The sequence below is a fragment of the Collinsella sp. CLA-ER-H9 genome (assembly GCF_040092295.1).
Taxonomy (GTDB): Bacteria; Actinomycetota; Coriobacteriia; order Coriobacteriales; family Coriobacteriaceae; genus Collinsella.
Genome location: NZ_JBBNLV010000003.1, coordinates 66,902 through 81,533 on the forward strand (window position 1 = coordinate 66,902; position 14,632 = coordinate 81,533).

The 14,632-nt window shown below is 59.9% G+C and carries 12 protein-coding genes; 7 read left to right on the forward strand and 5 right to left on the reverse strand.

Annotated elements, in window-relative coordinates; all coding sequences use genetic code 11:
• The first annotated feature begins 55 nt into the window (after positions 1–55).
• Positions 56–946 carry a pyridoxal 5'-phosphate synthase lyase subunit PdxS gene (gene pdxS, locus AAAX73_RS03235; RefSeq protein WP_349124993.1) on the forward strand — a complete coding sequence of 297 codons (891 nt, stop codon included), beginning with the start codon at positions 56–58 and terminating at the stop codon, positions 944–946.
• A gap of 20 nt (positions 947–966) precedes the next feature.
• Positions 967–1,554, forward strand: coding sequence for a pyridoxal 5'-phosphate synthase glutaminase subunit PdxT (gene pdxT / locus AAAX73_RS03240; RefSeq protein ID WP_349124994.1), 588 nt, complete (start codon positions 967–969; stop codon positions 1,552–1,554).
• Positions 1,555–1,929: 375 nt separating this feature from the next.
• Here pdxT and AAAX73_RS03245 read toward each other — a convergent pair whose 3' ends face one another.
• Entirely contained in the window at positions 1,930–2,841 is a 912-nt protein-coding gene (locus tag AAAX73_RS03245; protein WP_118081320.1) for a hypothetical protein, read from the reverse strand.
• Positions 2,842–3,055: 214 nt separating this feature from the next.
• On the opposite strand from AAAX73_RS03245, the gene AAAX73_RS03250 reads away from it, so the two are divergent.
• On the forward strand, positions 3,056–3,466 hold the full coding sequence (locus AAAX73_RS03250; protein ID WP_055286616.1) for a peptide deformylase: 411 nt from the start codon (positions 3,056–3,058) through the stop codon (positions 3,464–3,466).
• Between the two features lie 74 nt (positions 3,467–3,540).
• Here the strand turns inward: AAAX73_RS03250 and AAAX73_RS03255 are convergent, their stop codons facing one another.
• On the reverse strand, positions 3,541–5,061 hold the full coding sequence (locus tag AAAX73_RS03255) for an aminotransferase class I/II-fold pyridoxal phosphate-dependent enzyme (RefSeq protein WP_115596175.1): 1,521 nt from the start codon (positions 5,059–5,061) through the stop codon (positions 3,541–3,543).
• Positions 5,062–5,223: 162 nt separating this feature from the next.
• Positions 5,224–6,081, reverse strand: a complete 858-nt coding sequence (locus tag AAAX73_RS03260) for a LysR family transcriptional regulator (protein ID WP_349124995.1) — start codon at positions 6,079–6,081, stop codon at positions 5,224–5,226.
• A gap of 118 nt (positions 6,082–6,199) precedes the next feature.
• On the opposite strand from AAAX73_RS03260, the gene AAAX73_RS03265 reads away from it, so the two are divergent.
• Together AAAX73_RS03265 and AAAX73_RS03270 are read left to right on the forward strand one after the other, a co-directional pair.
• Positions 6,200–7,111 carry a DMT family transporter gene (locus AAAX73_RS03265; protein WP_349124996.1) on the forward strand — a complete coding sequence of 304 codons (912 nt, stop codon included), beginning with the start codon at positions 6,200–6,202 and terminating at the stop codon, positions 7,109–7,111.
• 139 nt (positions 7,112–7,250) lie between these two features.
• Positions 7,251–9,497 carry a KUP/HAK/KT family potassium transporter gene (locus AAAX73_RS03270; protein WP_349124997.1) on the forward strand — a complete coding sequence of 749 codons (2,247 nt, stop codon included), beginning with the start codon at positions 7,251–7,253 and terminating at the stop codon, positions 9,495–9,497.
• An 81-nt stretch (positions 9,498–9,578) separates the two neighbouring features.
• On the opposite strand, the gene bsh is transcribed toward AAAX73_RS03270, so the two are convergent.
• The gene (gene bsh, locus AAAX73_RS03275) at positions 9,579–10,544 is read right to left on the reverse strand and encodes a choloylglycine hydrolase (RefSeq protein ID WP_117640612.1); all 966 of its coding nucleotides are present in this window, start codon (positions 10,542–10,544) and stop codon (positions 9,579–9,581) included.
• Positions 10,545–10,675: 131 nt separating this feature from the next.
• On the reverse strand, positions 10,676–11,095 hold the full coding sequence (locus AAAX73_RS03280) for a peptide deformylase (protein WP_055250721.1): 420 nt from the start codon (positions 11,093–11,095) through the stop codon (positions 10,676–10,678).
• 193 nt (positions 11,096–11,288) lie between these two features.
• On the opposite strand from AAAX73_RS03280, the gene AAAX73_RS03285 reads away from it, so the two are divergent.
• Both AAAX73_RS03285 and AAAX73_RS03290 read left to right on the forward strand, forming a co-directional pair.
• Complete coding sequence (locus AAAX73_RS03285; RefSeq protein WP_195192972.1) at positions 11,289–12,602, forward strand: NCS2 family permease; 1,314 nt, start codon at positions 11,289–11,291, stop codon at positions 12,600–12,602.
• A gap of 207 nt (positions 12,603–12,809) precedes the next feature.
• Positions 12,810–14,597 (forward strand): hypothetical protein, encoded by a 1,788-nt coding sequence (locus tag AAAX73_RS03290; RefSeq protein ID WP_349124998.1) that lies wholly within the window; start codon positions 12,810–12,812, stop codon positions 14,595–14,597.
• Positions 14,598–14,632 lie beyond the last annotated feature (35 nt).

Below are 14,632 nucleotides of genomic sequence, written 5' to 3' on the forward strand. Positions count from 1 at the left end.
GCTCCCCGATAGGATGTTCCGCCAAGCAATACACATACCAACCAAGGGAGCAACCATGGCAGAACAGACCAGCAGGGCCGATCGAGTCAAACTCAATCGCGAGCTCGCGCAGATGCTCAAGGGCGGCGTCATCATGGACGTCACCACACCCGAGCAGGCACGCATCGCCGAGGAGGCAGGCGCCTGCGCCGTCATGGCACTCGAGCGCATCCCGGCCGACATCCGTGCCGCAGGCGGCGTCTCGCGCATGAGCGACCCCAAGATGATCAAGAGCATCCAAGAGGCCGTCTCCATTCCCGTCATGGCCAAGTGCCGCATCGGTCACATTGTCGAGGCGCAGGTCCTGCAGGCCATCGAGATCGATTACATCGACGAGTCCGAGGTTCTCTCCCCCGCCGATGACGTCTATCACATCGACAAGACCCAGTTTGACGTGCCGTTTGTCTGCGGCGCCCGCGATCTGGGCGAGGCGCTGCGCCGTGTTGCCGAAGGCGCCACGATGATTCGCACCAAGGGCGAGCCGGGCACGGGCGACGTCGTTCAGGCCGTGCGCCACATGCGCAAGATCCAAAAGCAGATCCGCGACGTTGTTGCTCTGCGCGATGATGAGCTCTTTGAGGCAGCCAAGCAACTGCAGGTTCCGGTCGAACTGGTCCGCGATGTCCATGCCACGGGTAAGCTTCCCGTCGTGAACTTTGCCGCCGGCGGCGTAGCGACTCCCGCCGACGCCGCGCTGATGATGCAGCTGGGTGCCGAGGGCGTCTTTGTGGGCTCGGGCATCTTTAAGAGCGGCGAGCCGGCCAAACGCGCCGCCGCCATCGTCAAGGCCGTGGCAAACTTCAACGATGCCAAGCTCATCGCCGAGCTTTCGGAGGACCTGGGCGAGGCCATGGTGGGCATCAACGCCGACGAAATCGAGATCATCATGGAAGAGCGCGGGCGCTAGTCCAGCAGAAAGGATCGCACATGAGCGATTATGCAGACCAGACGGTCGCCGTGCTGGCGGTCCAAGGCGCTTTTGCCGAGCACGAGACAAGACTATCCGAGCTGGGCGCACGCTGTATTGAGCTGAGGCAGGCGGCTGATTTGAAGCAGGTCTTTGACCGTCTGGTACTTCCCGGCGGCGAGTCTACCGTTCAGGGCAAGCTGCTTGAGGAACTGGGGATGCTCGAGGGGCTTCGCGCCCGTATCGCTGAAGGCATGCCCGTCCTGGGCACCTGCGCCGGCTTGATTCTGCTGGCGCGCGACCTTGCCGCCCACGACGATAAGGGGACGCCGCGCCTGGCAACCATGGATGTACTTGTCGAGCGCAATGCCTACGGCAGGCAGCTCGGCAGCTTTCGAGCCAAGGGGCAGGTAGCCGGCATCGACGGTGAGGTGCCGCTGACGTTTATCCGCGCGCCCCGCATCGTCGAGGTCCACGGCGACGCCAAGGCCCTGGCCGAAGTCGATGGCCGCATCGTCGCCGCACGTCAAGACAATCAGCTCGGTGTCACCTTCCACCCCGAACTCGACGACGACGCCCGCCTCCACGAACTGTTCCTACAAATGTAGGCATCGAAATCAACAAACGAAACGAGAGTGGATAATCTCCCACTTAGAGCTTGAATGCAGGCTCAAACCGGGAGATTATCCAATCTCGTTCTATATAGTCGTTGGGGACGTTCTTAAACGACTAGTCAAACAAGAACGTCCCCAACGACTAGTCATTTAAGAACGTCCCCAATGACTACCTTTTGGCAGGTTTGAATCAAGGCAACGCCGATGTTTTGGCACCGACAGCGAGCGCCCACCAGAGCGAACAAATTGGCATGAAAAGAGGACGGCATAGACCTTCTGGTCATGCCGTCCTCTTTGAATGACAAGTTGTCGCTCTGGTGGGCGCGCAGCGTCAACTAGTTACGCGGTTCGTAGAACCGCGTAACCCAACTAGAAGCGGTTGCCGCGGAAGCCGCCGCCATTGCGGCCGCCACGATCGCCACCGCGACCGCCGCGGTCGTTACCACGGTTACCGCCGAAGCCACCGCGGTTGCCGCCGCGATCGCCATAGCCACCACGGTTGCCGCCAAAGCCGCCGCGGCTGCCACGGTCACCGCCACGGTCACCAAAGCCGCCACGGCCACCGCGATCTCCACCGCGACCGCCGCGGTCACCGCCACGGCCACCGCGATCGCCAAAGCCGCCGCGGCCGCCACGGTCACCGCCACGACCACCGCGATCGTCACGGCCGCCGCGAGGACCGCGGTCCTCGTCCAGGCCCATGGCGACGAGCGGAGCGATAACCTTATCGAGAGCGGCCATCAGCTCGGTGGCCTCCTCGTAAGAAAGCTCGGGCAGGAGCTTCTCCTTCTTATTGGCAAGCTCGACCAGGCCCTCAGCGGCATCCTCGGCAGCGAAGACGACGATCTTGCGCATATCGCCCTCGGCGTCGTCGATGCGGCCGACCAGATCGGCAGCCTCGGCCTCGGCCATCAGGCCATCGAGCTCACGAAGGCGCATGCCCAGCAGGTCGGACATTTCCTTCTGCTCCATCTTGGGCTTGAGGTCAAGGAGCTTGATGGCGCGCTCGATGTTCGCCATGCGCTCGGCCTTGGCCTCCTCCTCCTTGGAAATAGCAAAGCGACGGCTACGCAGCAGGCGGGCGGCCTTCTGCATCTTGTCCATCAGCTCTTCGTCATCGTAATCAACGGCGGCCTCGACAACCTCGGCCTCCTCCTCAGCGGAAACCTCGTCAGCAGCCTCAACCTCAGCAGCTTCGGTCTCCACGGTCTCGACTGCCTCAACCTCGGCAGCCATGGTCTCGTTCTCGGTCTCGTTCATGATCTCTTCGTTCTCAGACATGAGACTCCTTCTTGGCCCTCTCGGGCATCATCGCCCCATTCGCGGGGCCCGTCGCGCACTCTTTGCGCTTTATACATTCATGCCTCTCGGCAAAACGTCCATTAGTTTATGGTGTCGCCCGCCAATCTAGCTGCAGAATCTATGTACACACATTAATGCGACATGTCGCGGTATCATGGCCTGAACCAAACCTATCCACCTTAAGGAGCCCGCCATGATTAAGCCCATCATGAAATCCGAGTTCTTTTTGCGCCTGCCTTCCGAAGACGCGGGACCCGACGATGCCGCGACCGGGCAGGACCTCCTGGATACACTCCACGAGCATGAGCACGAGTGCGTGGGCCTCGCCGCCAACATGATTGGCGTGCGCAAACGCATCATCTGCGTAAAGGACGGCAACAGGACACTCCTGATGTACAACCCTCAAATTCTTGAGCAGGTCAATGCCTATCAGACGAGCGAAGGATGTCTCTCGCTGATCGGCGAGCGTCCCTGTACCCGCTATCGCCGCATTAAGGTGGAGTATTTGGACGAGAACTTCGTCCACCGCATCAAAAACTTCTCGGGCTACACCGCCGAGATCATCCAGCACGAAATCGACCACTGCAACGGGATTGTTATTTAGTTCCGCCGATTCAAGAAAGCTCCCTGCAGCAAAACAACTGCAGGGAGCTTTTCATAGTGCGGAGTTTCTATCCCCTACGACTGGCGGTAATGGTCAAAGAAGTCGGCGAGGTCTTCGAGGGACTCTTTGAGTACTTCCATGCGCGGCAGGTACACGATGCGGAAGTGGTCGGGCTCAGCCCAGTTGAAGCCGCCGCCGCGCGTGATCAGAATCTTCTTCTCGTGCAGCAGGTCGAGGGCAAACTGCTCGTCATCGGTGATGTTGAACTTCTTAACATCCATCTTGGGGAAGATGTAGAACGCCGCGCGCGGCTTGACCACCGAGATGCCGTCAATCTTGTTGAGCGCCTCATACACAAAGTTGCGCTGCTCGTAGACACGGCCGCCGGGACGGATGTAGTCGTTAACGGACTGATGGCCGCCGAGCGCCGTCTGAACGATCGACTGAGCCGGCACGTTGGAGCACAGGCGCATGTTGGAGAGCATGTTGATGCCCATGATGAAGTCGCTCATGCAGCGCTGGTTGCCCGAAAGCACCATCCAGCCAATGCGATAGCCCGCGATCATGTGCGACTTGGAAAGGCCGCTAAAGGTGACACAGGGCAGATCGGGGGCGAGCGAGGCAATCGAGACGTGCTCGTAGCCGTCCATGCACAGGCGGTCGTAGATCTCATCGGCAAAGATCATCAGCTGATGCCTGCGTGCAATCTCGACGATGCCCTCGAGCACCTCGCGCGGATAGACAGAACCCGTGGGGTTGTTGGGGTTGATGATGACGAGGGCTTTGGTCGCGCTCGTGATCTTGGACTCCATATCCTCCAGGTCGGGATACCAATCCGCCTGCTCATCGCACAGATAATGTACGGGATGACCGCCGGCAAGGGTTGCGCACGCCGTCCAGAGCGGATAGTCGGGGCTGGGGATCAGAATCTCGTCGCCATTGTCGAGCAGCGCGTTCATCGAAAGCTGAATGAGCTCGGACACGCCGTTGCCCGTGTAGATATGCTCCATCTGAACGTTGGGCAGGCCCTTGATCTGCGAATACTGCATGATCGCCTTGCGCGCGGAGAACAGGCCACGCGAGTTGGAATAGCCTTCGCAGTCGGGCAGCTGCTGGCGCATGTCCTTGATGACCTCATCGGGCGTGCGGAAACCGAAGGGCGCCGGGTTGCCGATATTGAGCTTGAGGATGCGCTCGCCCTCGTCCTCCATACGGGCGGCCTCGTCGACGACGGGACCGCGCACGTCATACAGGACGTTGTCGAGTTTGGTGGATTTAGAAAAAGTACGCATGGTGGTGCTCCTTGCAATTTGAGCTGAGGGATGGGGTTCGGGCTTGGAATCGTTGCGGGGTGATGATGCCTCGCCTTGATCGGCGTCGCCGGCGAGCAGCCAGGTAACATCGACCTCCAAAATACGGGCGAGCAGCTCAGCCACATCGCGCCGCGGAATCGTCTTGCCGCTCACATATTGGCTCATCTGACTCTTGCCGAGTTTTTTGCCGAGCATCTCCGATGCGCGGATTACGTCCGACTGGCGAACGTCGCGATTGGACATAGTCTGTCGCAGGCGATCGCTAAACGTCTCTTGGGCCACTAGAACCTCCTTGCTGGCAAAGTTCAATTTATAGAACACGAATTGAACCTGGGTTCAATTTAGGCAGCAGTATAGCGCGGCGCATTATCGGGAAGTTCAATTTCATAAGAAAATGCGCCGGACTCTGAGATTTGCCCAAAGCGGACAATGACACGCACACGTTTAGAGGTATTCGAGGAAACGGGCGGCAGCAAGCGAAACATCGGCCGTTCGATATATGGCGTTGATCTGCCGATGGGGATGCCCCTCGAGTGGGCGCACGGCAACATCGAACTGGCAGCGGCGCAAGATGAGCGCCGGAAGAATGCTCACGCCCAGACCGTCCTCGACCATGGCCATAATCGCATAATCATCCCAGGTCGACAGCTTAGAGCGTACCGCCAGGCCCGCGCGGCGAAACAGCGGCGTAATCTCGTCGTCGCTACCGCGTTCCAGCAGAATAAACTGCTCGTTGGCCAAATCGGCAAGGGAAACGACCTCCGCGGTAGCAAGCGAGGAGTCCGCTGGCACCACGGCCATCAACTCATCTTGCACCAACGGCCGCGACGCCATGCCGGCGCCGCGTGGTTCGCGCGGAATAAAGCCCAGGTCGCAGCGACCTTCCGCCACCCATTGCTCAATCTCGGAGTAATCACCCATCAGCAGCTCGTAATCGACGTCCGGGTGATCGGCGCGAAAGTGCGCAATCACCGGCGGCAGCACGTGGGTCGCCACGCTCGAAAACGTACCGATGCAGATTTTGCCGCGCATGAGCCCACGCATCTCATCCACCCGTCGCTGCAAACGAACAAATTCCTCGCACAACGCCTCGACCGCCGGCATGATCTGCCGCCCATCGGCAGAAAGCACTACGCCCTCGCGGCTTCTATCAAGCACTTTAAAGCCCCAGTCGGCCTCAAGATCGGCCACCATACGGCTCACGCCCGACTGCGAATAGCTCAGCCGCTCGGCGGCGCGCGTAAAACTGCCGGCGCGCACGGTCTCGAGTAGGACCTGCATCTTTTGAACATTCGTTTCCACGGCACCCCTCCACATATGCATGAGCTTTTGTCATGTTATCTATGAATTATATTCGCTTTTCTTCTATAGCCAGTTCACCCATAGTGAACATGCTCGGATATAGAGGGGATTTCAGCGCATGAACAACGGACTGTTTACATACTTAGCAGCATTACTGTTGTTTGGCTCTAACGGCATCATCGCCGCAGCTATCGCACTGCCAAGCTCCGATATCGTGCTGCTGCGCACGTTTCTGGGAGCCCTCTCGCTTGCAACCATCCTCGCCACTACCCAACACCATAAGTTGCAGGCGCCATCTCGTCCCCGCGAAGCCGCGGCCCTCCTCCTCTCGGGAGCTGCGCTGGGCGCCAGCTGGATTTTCCTGTTCCGCGCCTATCAGACGATCGGCGTTGGTATCTCCTCGCTGTTGTATTACTGTGGCCCCATCATCGTTATGGCCCTCTCCCCGCTCATTTTTGGCGAAAAGCTGACCGGCGGCAAAATCGCCGGCTTTGTCGCCGTTGCTTGTGGTGCTTTTCTCATTGCAGCGCAAGGTCTAGGCGGCAATATGCCCATTGCGGGCATCGTCTGTGGAATCGCCTCGGCCTTCTGCTATGCATTGATGGTCATCGCCAGCAAGGGTGCGCCGCACATCGAGGGCCTCGAGAACTCCGCACTCCAAGTGAGCGCCGCCTTTGTGACCGAACTGGCCCTCACGCTCATCACGCAGGGCGCTCCCTCGTTCCTGTCCGCCGGCGTCGCCGCCAGCATTGATTGGCGCGCCGTCGCTATGCTCGGCGTCGTCAACACCGGCATTGGTTGCCTGCTCTACTTTAGCGCCGTCGCCAAGCTGCCCGTCCAGACCGTCGCCGTCGTCGGCTACCTCGAGCCGCTTTCGGCGGTCGTGTTCTCGGCCGCCCTTTTGGGTGAAGCCATAACACCGGTCCGCCTGATGGGCGCCGCGCTTATCATCGGCGGCGCGCTCTTTTGCGAACTCGCCGGCAAACGCGCAAACGCCAAGGCTGGCATCGCCCAGACAGCACGTGCTTAAAAGCCCCTGCTTTGAAATGCTACCTGCGTAGATAAATAATCCCCAGCTGAGGATTATTGTCTAAAATAACCCGATGTGCCAAACTGCTCTTGTATGTATAAAGACGGCATAAAGTTTTTTGTCCTAGACAGATAACCGGATGTCTAAGGGAGTCCTCGTGGCACACAACAAACTGGAGGCAAACCTCCAAGACCAGCGCGGGCAAGGCGGGCACGGAGCCATCCCCCTCTCCGCTGGCATGCTGCTCGTAACGCTCGGCGTCGTCTATGGCGACATCGGCACGAGCCCTATGTACACCATGAAATCAATCGTCGCCAACAACGGCGGCATCGGTACCGTCAGCGAGGACATGATCCTGGGCGCGCTTTCGCTCGTCATCTGGACCATGACGCTCGTAACCACGGTCAAGTACGTGCTAATCGCCATGAGGGCCGACAACCACAACGAGGGCGGTATCTTCGCCCTGTTCAGTCTCGTGCGCAAAGTGGCGCCGTGGCTGATCCTTCCCGCCATGATCGGCGGTGCGGCGCTGCTTGCCGACGGCATCCTCACCCCCGCCGTCACGGTCACCACAGCCATCGAGGGTCTGCGCACCATCGAGTGGGGCCACGCGCTATTGGGCGACGGCCAGACCAACGTCATCATCATCACCATCATCATTATCTGCGGCCTATTTGCCATGCAGCGCGCCGGCACCTCGTCAATCGGCAAGCTCTTCGGCCCGCTCATGACGCTATGGTTCCTGTTCCTGGCGGGCGCCGGCCTGTTCAACATGCTCGGCAACCTGTCCATCTTGCGCGCACTCAACCCCATCCGCGGCATCATGTTCCTGTTCTCGCCCATCAACCACTCGGGCATCATGGTGCTCGGCTTCGTCTTCCTGTCGACGACCGGCGCCGAGGCGCTCTATTCGGACATGGGTCACGTGGGCAAGGCTAACATTTACGCATCCTGGCCGTTCGTAAAGGCGGCCCTCATCCTTAACTATCTGGGTCAGGGCGCTTGGCTGCTCGCCAACAACTCCAATCCCCAGATGCTCGCGATGGACATCGTCAACCCGTTCTACATGATGCTTCCCGAGCCCCTGCGCCCCTTTGCCATCGTGCTATCGGCCGTAGCGGCCATCATCGCCTCGCAGGCGCTTATCACCGGCTCGTTCTCGCTGGTATCCGAGGCCACGCGTCTCAACCTTATGCCGCATCTGCGCATCCACTACCCCAGCGACACCAAGGGTCAACTCTATATTCCGCTCGTCAACAACATCATGTGGGTCGGCTGTATCTTCATCGTGCTGCTGTTCCAAAACTCCGAGCGCATGGAGAGCGCCTACGGCCTCGCCATCACCGTGACTATGCTCATGACCACGACGCTTTTGACGAGCTATATCGCCGGCATCCTCAAGCACAAGCTGGGCGCCTGCGTCTTTGCCCTGCTTTTTGGCGCCATCGAGCTCTGCTTCTTTGCCTCGTGCCTCACCATGTTCTTTGACGGCGGCTATGTGATGATCTTCCTGGCCTCGCTGCTGTTTGGCCTTATGTACGTGTGGCGCCGCGGCACCGCCATCGAGCGCACGCAGACGATCCTGCTGCCCGTCTCCAAGTACATCGATCAGCTCAACCGCCTGCGCAACGACGAGACCTACCCCGTGCTCGCCGACAATCTGGTGTTCCTCACCAACAGCCCCGACCCGCTCACGCTCGACCGCGACGTGCTCTATTCCATCCTGGACAAGCACCCCAAGCGCGCCAAGGCATATTGGTTCATCAACGTGCACGTTACCGACGAGCCCTATACGCACGAGTATTCCGTCGAGACCTTTGGCACGGACTTTTTGTTCCGCGTGCGCCTGGACCTGGGCTTTAAGGTCAACCAGCGCATCAACGCCTATCTGCGTCAGATCGTTGGCGACTTGATGACATCGGGTGAGCTGCCACCGCAGCATCACACCTACTCCATCTACGAGACACGCGGCAACGTGGGCGACTTCCGTTTTTGCATGCTGCGCAAGATGCTTGCCCCCGAAACGGACATCAACCGCAACGACCACCGCGTGATGGCCATCAAGTACGCCGTCCGCCGCGCCTGCGGAAGCCCGGCACGCTGGTACGGTCTTGAGAACTCGGCGATCATCATCGAGTACGTGCCTCTCTTTGCCCGCATGCGTCCGGCGGTCAAACTCGTACGCACCCATGTGCCGCTCGAGGTCCAGATCGAGGAAGCCGAGGAAATGGAAGTCGATATCTTCTCGGACGACCTGGTCAACGGCAACGAGGCCGGTAGGGACATGAACGTCGATCCCACCGAATTGCTCGAGAGCGTCGCCGATACGCCCGAACAGCAACTCGACGGACTCGAGAGCACCCAGTTCAACGACGCCAACTTCTAACACGCCACCAGCCATTGACGACAACGGCCTCGCATCTCATAAGAGGTGCGAGGCCGTTTTATGTCGCAACGGACCAGTGAGCTACGAACGGCGCGGCTCGGGAACCACGAGCCTATCGGGGCTCGCGCCCTCGGCATCCATCAGGCTCACGTAGCGAATCGACGGATCCTCATACATCGCGTAGTAATAATTGCCCGTGCGCGCGCTAAAGCATCCGGTATAGATAGTCTTCTCGAACTTGCCATCGCCCATCCTGGACGCCCCCTCAATCATCACCACGCCCTCGAGTGAACGGAACATGCGGACGACGTTTTCGGTCTCGCTGTCTTTTTGCGGGTAATTGGCGTTGAGGTACGCTGCCTTTACAAAACGGCTCGGCGAATAGCAGTCGCCGGGAATGCCGCGCATGCCGGCACCGGCTCCATAGGGCTTAAGCTCGGCGCCACGCCACGTCGCCGTCTGCGGAAAATCGCTTGTGGCGGTGATATAAGTGCGTAGGTTTTCCATATGCCACGGGAAGGTGGGCTGATTGGCAAGGGTGTCGACCGGATCGTCGTATACATGCAGGCCGTCAGCCATCATCTCGACCACGATGCTACGCTGGCTGTCGCCGATAATCCAATGGAGCAGCGACACGCCCAGCCCCTCTCCGGCAGATTTGGCGACAATCACCGTGTCGCGCAGCGCGGCCTCGACCTCATCGACCGTCGAGAACGTCGCTGCCACCCACAGGGGAAACTCATAGGCCGCGATATTGGTCTTGCCGTCGACAGGGTCCTCGGCATACTCGGCATAACCCGGGAAATTGAGACCCGCCACGGCGAGGCCCGCATCGTTGCCGCAGTCGAAGAACATAGGGTAGTTCTTGTAATCGATGCACATACCGATCACCGCGTGTGCCGCTGTCGTGTCGTCGATAAACGAATACGGAATGTGAAACCCGCGCGGCATCACGCGAACCTGTTGGCCGTAGTCAAAGCTCCAGTCGAGGTTGCGGCCCAGATACATGTTGCCGGAATTATCGGTAAATCGAATGCTCGTACACATAGCGCCTCCTAGCTTTACGTTCTTGCTAAGTTCATTGTCACCAAACAAAAAGGCGCTAAACACAAAAGCCCGGACATGACAACAATGTCACGCCCGGACCAAAAACGACGAAGTGCGGTGCTGTGGTCGCCCTAGACAAGCTTGCCAAGACAGTGATCGATCATATGCTGGATCATCTGCGCCTCGAAGCCCACAAAGTCCTGCTTGCGCTCGCGCATCTTGCCGTCGACGATCTGGTCAAAGGCAACCTTGCACTTGATATAGCGCGTGGACTTGGTGACCTCCTCGTGCGTCAGGCAGCTCTCCTCCATCTTGCTGGCGCCCAGGCCAAACACCAGACGGGGGTTGTAGAGCACGTGGGGCTCGCCGGCGTCGTCCAGGTAGACGCAGACCTTCTTGGTAACGCCAATCTGGTTAGCGGCAAGGCAGCCGGCATCGTCGAGCGACTTGATGGTATCGATCAGGTCCTGAGCAACCGACTCGTCCTCGACGGTCGCAACCTCGCAACGCTGGGACAGGATAGCCTCGTCGTGGCAAAGCTCTTTAATCATACGTTCCTCCATAGGGGTCGTTGTAACCGCTTAAGTATACGGTACCCACACATTTTCATGCGATAAATACCGTCCGTCTGTTACAAAGCGCCGAACATCAACATGCGAGGAACAGCAAGGTTGTAAAGACGATATAGTAAGTGAGTTCGTGTCAATCGGCCTAAACTCGGGGCCGAACAAGGAAAGGGTATGCATGGACGAACTTTTTCACGTCAGTGAGCGCAAGTCCACAATCGGGACCGAACTTCGCGCTGGACTGACAACATTCCTGGCGATGGCCTACATCATCGCCGTCAACCCCGCAGTGCTCTCGGGCGCTGGCATCGATGCGGGAGCGCTCGCCTGCGCCACCTGCCTGGGCGCCGGCATCATGACCATCTGCATGGGCATCTTCGCCAACCGCCCGCTCGCCTGCGCGTCGGGTCTGGGCATCAACGCCATGATCGCGGGCATCGCCACCACCATGTGCGGCGGCGACTGGCACGTGGCCATGAGCGTTATCTTCCTCGAGGGTATCGTCATCTTGCTGCTCGTCCTGTGCGGCCTGCGCGAGGCCATCATGGACGCCATCCCCGTGGTCCTGCGCCACGCCATCTCGGTGGGTCTGGGCCTGTTTATCGCCATGATCGGCCTGTGCGACGCCGGCATCATCACCGCTGGCGCCGGTACGCTCGTCGGCCTGGGCGACATCGCCTCCCCCACCTTTATCGTCGGCATCATCTCCATCGTCGTGACGGTTGCCCTGGCTTCCCGCAATGTGCCGGGCTCGCTGCTCATCGGCATCATCGTCGCCGTTATCGCCGGAATCCCGCTGGGCGTCACCCATGCGCCCGAGGGCCTCATCGCACCACTCGACTTCTCGACCTTTGGCGCCCCGTTTGCCAGCACCGCCGACGGCAACATGGCCATCGTGAAGGTTCTGACCGACCCGATGCTGCTCGTCGTTGCCTTCTCGCTGCTCATGAGCGACTTTTTTGACACCATGGGCACCGCGATGGCCGTCGCCAAGCAGGGAGAGTTCCTGACCGAGGACGGCAATGTCGAGGACATCCGTCCCATCCTGGTCGTCGACTCCGTGGCCGCTGCTGCCGGTGGCTTTATGGGCGTCTCCTCCATCACTACCTTCGTCGAGTCCACCTCTGGCGCTGCCGACGGTGGTCGCACGGGCCTCACCTCCGTCACCACCGGCGTGCTGTTCATTCTCGCCGCGTTCTTCTCCCCCATCGTCACCATCGTTTCCAGTGCCGCCACCTGCGGTGCCCTGGTCTACGTCGGCTACCTCATGATGAGCGAGGCCTCCGAGATCGACTGGTCCGACGTGTCGCAGGGCTTCCCGGCGTTCATGATTGTCGCCGGCGTGCCCTTCACCTACTCCATCTCCGCCGGCATCGGTCTGGGCTTTATCGCCTACGTGATCGTCGCGCTCTTTAAGGGCGAGGCCTCCAAGATCAAGCCGCTCATGTGGATCGCAGCCCTTGCCTTCCTCGTCTACTTCTTTGTAGCGTAACGGCAAAGCTGCCAAAGCAGAACACCAAAGCGCGGAGTCGCATCGAGCGGCTCCGCGCTTTTCTTTTAAAGCCAGGCACCGCACGGACGCGCGATGTATTGCCTCCCAAGTTTTGGACATTTTGCCCTCCAAACGGCACTACCGCCGGCTACATCCTGCAGATATGCTGGGCGTAATCGCATAGGCCCTATGAGGATGGGAGTAACCATGGCCGCCTTGTTCACGACCCCCAAGCGCAATGATAAAACCTCAGGAGCCCATTTTGTCGAGCCCGACGTGCACCGTCGCACGCTGCTCGCGCACGGCAGCTGGCGCCGCGTGACGCGCCGCATCGTCTGCGGCCTGGCCTGCGCGCTCACGGTAAGTTCGCTGCTCATGCCGAGCGTCTCGCTCGCGGCGGAGTGGGTGGACGTTGGCGGCGTCCGCCACGAAGCGGCCGCGGGGCCCACGGGAGACGCCGCCGGCACCTGGAGCTGGGACGGCGCCGACGATATGAAGCTCAACGGCTATGACGGCGGTGCGATCCAGGCTGCGGGCAAGCTCAACATTGCCTACGAGGGCAAGAACACCGTGAAAACCGAGCCCGATTACACCGGAGCCGCCATCAAGGCGCAGGATGGCACTAGCCAGAAAGCAGAGTTGAACATAACGAGCTCGAATAGCACGGATGAGCTCAATGTGACAGCTGAGGCCGATGCAATTAAATCCACAGGCGACCTCTCCATTTCTGGCCCAGGCACTGTGAACACCACAAGCACTACTTCCGACGGAATTGAGGCAAAGGGCGATCTCTCTATCACGGGCTCGGGCACCGTGAATGCAACGGGCGGTACCGAAGGCATCCAATCCAAGGGCAAGACCACCATCGATTCCTCTGGCACAGTGATCGCTAAAGGAAGCGAAGGTTACGGCATCGCCGCGGGCAGTGACCTGATCATCAAAGGCGGTGGCAAGGTAGAAGCAAGCTCGATAGAAGAAGCGGCGATTTGGGCTGACGGCAACATCGACATCTCGGGCGGCAGCCAGGTCGAGGCAAGCTCCCAGGGAGATCTTGCCGTCGACGCTGAGGGTAGTCTCGCGGTCACGAACGCCTCCCTTGACGCAAGCGGTGTTGAATATGGTGTCTATGCCTACAAGGGCGTTACGCTCGATCACGCGACCGTGACGGTCCGCACAAGCGCGAGCGGCGGCCAGGCCATCGCCCTCATCACTGACGGGGACGACATCGTCATCAAGAATGGTTCCATCGTGGACGCGTTCGCAGAAGGCAAATTCTCGGTTGCAATCTCTACCAGAAACCACCAGCCAAACGTCGCTGGCGGCCACATCTACATCAGCGACTCCGTTGTTAAGGCTATAGCCCGCTATGTCGAGACCGGTGGCGATGGCCCCGATCACTACAGCAACGACCAAAGCGGCGAGGTCATCCCTGAGCCTAGGGGTCTGAACATCGGTATCTTCGCCCAGACCTACGAGGGCATCACGCCCGCGAGTATCTCGATCGTCCGCAGCAAGCTCACGGCCGAGGGAGACACGGCGGCAATCTTCGCTCTTGCCATAAGCGAGGATGGCAAGGCGATCGGCACCATCGAGATCGAAGGCGCTCCCATCCAGACGCCCGCAGGCGGCAAGATCATTAACTATCGCTACGAAGAAGAGTACGGCCCCAGCATCTCCTACGAGGCAGGTCAAACCATCGGCACGGGCGACGCCACGATCGACTCCCCCTATGACGCCGCTGTCGCCAAGCGCACGGTCACCGTGCCTCCCGAGGAGATCAAACCCGAGGAGAAGCCAGGCGAGACCAAGCCCGAGGGTTCCAAGTCCGAGGGCACGAAGACAACCAAGACCGTTGCAGTTGCAGTCACGGGAGCCAAGACCACCGGCAAGCTCGCGGCAACCGGCGACGCCTCGAGCGCAGCCATCATAGCGACCGCCCTTGTAGGAACGGCCGCTATCGTCACAGGCGCCCTGGCGAGTCGCAAACGCTCGTAAACACTTTTTCGCACAGGACGGGTGGATCGCGGCCC

What these genes read in the sequence shown, in the direction of transcription:
- pdxS (WP_349124993.1), top strand. Translation starts at nt 56, where the DNA reads ATGGCAGAACAGACCAGCAGGGCCGATCGAGTCAAACTCAATCGCGAG.
- pdxT (WP_349124994.1), top strand. Translation starts at nt 967, where the DNA reads ATGAGCGATTATGCAGACCAGACGGTCGCCGTGCTGGCGGTCCAAGGC.
- AAAX73_RS03245 (WP_118081320.1), bottom strand. Translation starts at nt 2,841, where the DNA reads ATGTCTGAGAACGAAGAGATCATGAACGAGACCGAGAACGAGACCATG.
- AAAX73_RS03250 (WP_055286616.1), top strand. Translation starts at nt 3,056, where the DNA reads ATGATTAAGCCCATCATGAAATCCGAGTTCTTTTTGCGCCTGCCTTCC.
- AAAX73_RS03265 (WP_349124996.1), top strand. Translation starts at nt 6,200, where the DNA reads ATGAACAACGGACTGTTTACATACTTAGCAGCATTACTGTTGTTTGGC.
- AAAX73_RS03270 (WP_349124997.1), top strand. Translation starts at nt 7,251, where the DNA reads ATGTCTAAGGGAGTCCTCGTGGCACACAACAAACTGGAGGCAAACCTC.
- bsh (WP_117640612.1), bottom strand. Translation starts at nt 10,544, where the DNA reads ATGTGTACGAGCATTCGATTTACCGATAATTCCGGCAACATGTATCTG.
- AAAX73_RS03280 (WP_055250721.1), bottom strand. Translation starts at nt 11,095, where the DNA reads ATGATTAAAGAGCTTTGCCACGACGAGGCTATCCTGTCCCAGCGTTGC.
- AAAX73_RS03285 (WP_195192972.1), top strand. Translation starts at nt 11,289, where the DNA reads ATGGACGAACTTTTTCACGTCAGTGAGCGCAAGTCCACAATCGGGACC.
- AAAX73_RS03290 (WP_349124998.1), top strand. Translation starts at nt 12,810, where the DNA reads ATGGCCGCCTTGTTCACGACCCCCAAGCGCAATGATAAAACCTCAGGA.